The sequence below is a fragment of the Streptomyces sp. UNOB3_S3 genome (assembly GCF_020740895.1).
In the GTDB taxonomy this organism is placed as follows: domain Bacteria; phylum Actinomycetota; class Actinomycetes; order Streptomycetales; family Streptomycetaceae; genus Streptomyces.
In genome coordinates this window covers 1-2,244 of record NZ_JAILXP010000620.1, presented here as the reverse complement: position 1 = coordinate 2,244, position 2,244 = coordinate 1, and the positions used below count along the sequence as shown (strand labels likewise).

Genomic DNA, 2,244 nt, shown 5'->3' with positions numbered 1-2,244 from the left:
CCCCAGGCCCCGGTCGCCCGCACGGTCGAGCCCGCCGCCGCCCAGCCCAAGCGCCGCGGCCGCGCGGGGGGACGCCGCCCCAGCGGGCGGGAGCGGCACGACGAGAAGATCACGGTCTATGTCTCCGCCGAGGAGCTGATGGACCTCGAACACGCCCGGCTGGTGCTGCGCGGCGAGCACGGGCTCGCCGTCGACCGGGGCCGGATCGTCCGGGAGGCCGTCGCGGTCGTCCTGGCCGACCTGGAACAGCGCGGCGACGCGAGCATCCTCGTACGGCGCCTGCGCGGCCGCTGAGCGGTTTCGCTGCGCTAGCCTCCCGCGTAGCCGCACTCCCGCGTTCCGCCCCGCACCCTGGATTACCGATGCCCTCACCCGCCGCCACCCCGGCCCGCCGTTCGCTCGGCCGAGGCCCGGGCGGGTCGCCTGCCGGCGGCGAGGCCCGGGACGAGGGTCCGGCACTGCCGGCCGCCGCCGCGACGCGCGCGGACGACGGCACGGCCACGGCCGCCGGGAACGCCCCTGAGCCGCTGGCTCCCGAGACGGCCGCGCCGGACCTCACGGTCGAGCCGGGTACCGCGGCCGCGCCGCCGGACGGCCCCGCGGCGGAAGCCGTGGACGGTACGGGGCGGAACCCCGCCGCGCCGGAGACCCCCGCCGGAGGCGACACGCGGTTCACCGTCCGGCTGGCGAATTTCGAAGGCCCCTTCGACCTGCTGCTCCAGCTGATCGCCAAGCACAAGCTCGACGTCACCGAGGTGGCCCTCTCCAAGGTCACCGACGAGTTCATGGCGCACATCCGCGCCATGGGCCCCGACTTCGACCTGGACCAGACCACCGAGTTCCTGGTCGTCGCGGCGACGCTGCTCGACCTCAAGGCGGCCCGGCTGCTGCCCGCCGCCGAGGTCGAGGACGAGGCGGACCTCGCCCTGCTGGAGGCCCGCGACCTGCTCTTCGCCCGGCTGCTCCAGTACCGGGCGTACAAGCGGATCGCGGAGATCTTCAGCGGCCGGCTGGCCCACGAGGGCCGCCGCCACCCCCGTACGGTCGGCCTGGAGCCCCACCACGCGGAGCTGCTGCCCGAGGTCGTCCTCGGCATCGGCCCCGAGCGCCTGGCCGAGCTGGCCGCCAGGGCCATGCGCCCCAAGCCCCCGCCGCAGGTCTACGTCGACCACATCCACGCGCCCCTGGTCAGCGTCCGGGAGCAGGCCGAGGTGGTCGTGGGCCGGCTCAGGACGGCGGGCGAGGCGACCTTCGACCAGCTCACCGCGGACGCCCCGGACACCCTGACGGTCGTGGCGCGCTTCCTGGCCCTGCTGGAGCTCTACCGCGAGAAGGCCGTCGCCCTGGACCAGGGCGAGGCGCTGGGGGCCCTGACGGTCCGCTGGACGGGCGGCACGGACGACGCCGCCCCGCTGGTGACCGACGAGTTCGACCGCGCCCCGGAGAACGACCCGGAGACCGCCCCGCAGACCGAGCCCGAGGAGAGCGCACGGTGACCGAGACCACGTACCCCGAGGAGGCCCCCACGGGCGTGGCCGGGCTCGCCCTGAAGCCCGCGCTGGAGGCCGTCCTCATGGTCGTCGACGAGCCGGCCACCGACGAGCACCTCGCCAAGGTCCTCGACCGGCCCCGCCGCGAGATCGCCGCCGCGCTGCTGGAGCTGGCCGACGAGTACACGACCCAGGGGCGCGGCTTCGAGCTGCGCCAGGTGGCGGGCGGCTGGCGCTTCTTCACCCGCCCCGAGTACGCCGACGCCGTCGAGGCCTTCGTCCTCGACGGCCAGCAGGCCCGGCTCACCCAGGCCGCGCTGGAGACTCTGGCCGTGGTCGCGTACCGTCAGCCGGTCAGCCGTTCGCGGGTCTCGGCCGTACGCGGAGTGAACTGCGACGGCGTCATGCGCACCCTCCTCCAGCGGGGCCTGGTGGAGGAGGCGGGGACGGAACCCGAAACAGGTGCGATCCTGTACAGGACGACGAACTACTTTCTGGAGCGGATGGGCCTGCGCGGCCTGGACGAGCTCCCCGAGCTCGCCCCGTTCCTCCCCGAGGCGGAAGCGGTCGAGGGCGACTCCCCGGAAGGGTTGCCGTCATTCGATCCGGATGCCCCGGACACCGAAGCGGACGACAAGACGGAACTTTGATGCGAAGCAGCGGCAGGAACAGCGGAAGCGGCAACCGGGACGACCGGGGCGGTCGGGGCGGGTCTCCCCGTCCGGCGTCCGGGGGATCCGGATCGAATGACGGC

At 74.7% G+C, this 2,244-nt stretch carries 2 protein-coding genes and 1 pseudogene; all 3 read left to right on the top strand.

Annotated features, from left to right (window positions below; all coding sequences use genetic code 11):
* Positions 1-294, top strand: a pseudogene (locus K6I33_RS34400) (hypothetical protein); the annotation flags it as partial.
* Positions 295-362: 68 nt separating this feature from the next.
* Positions 363-1,496, top strand: a complete 1,134-nt coding sequence (locus tag K6I33_RS34395) for a ScpA family protein (protein WP_229358730.1) — start codon at positions 363-365, stop codon at positions 1,494-1,496.
* Positions 1,493-2,140 carry an SMC-Scp complex subunit ScpB gene (gene scpB / locus K6I33_RS34390; RefSeq protein WP_308297370.1) on the top strand — a complete coding sequence of 216 codons (648 nt, stop codon included), beginning with the start codon at positions 1,493-1,495 and terminating at the stop codon, positions 2,138-2,140. Before K6I33_RS34395 ends, scpB begins: the two co-directional genes overlap by 4 nt.
* Positions 2,141-2,244: the final 104 nt, after the last annotated feature.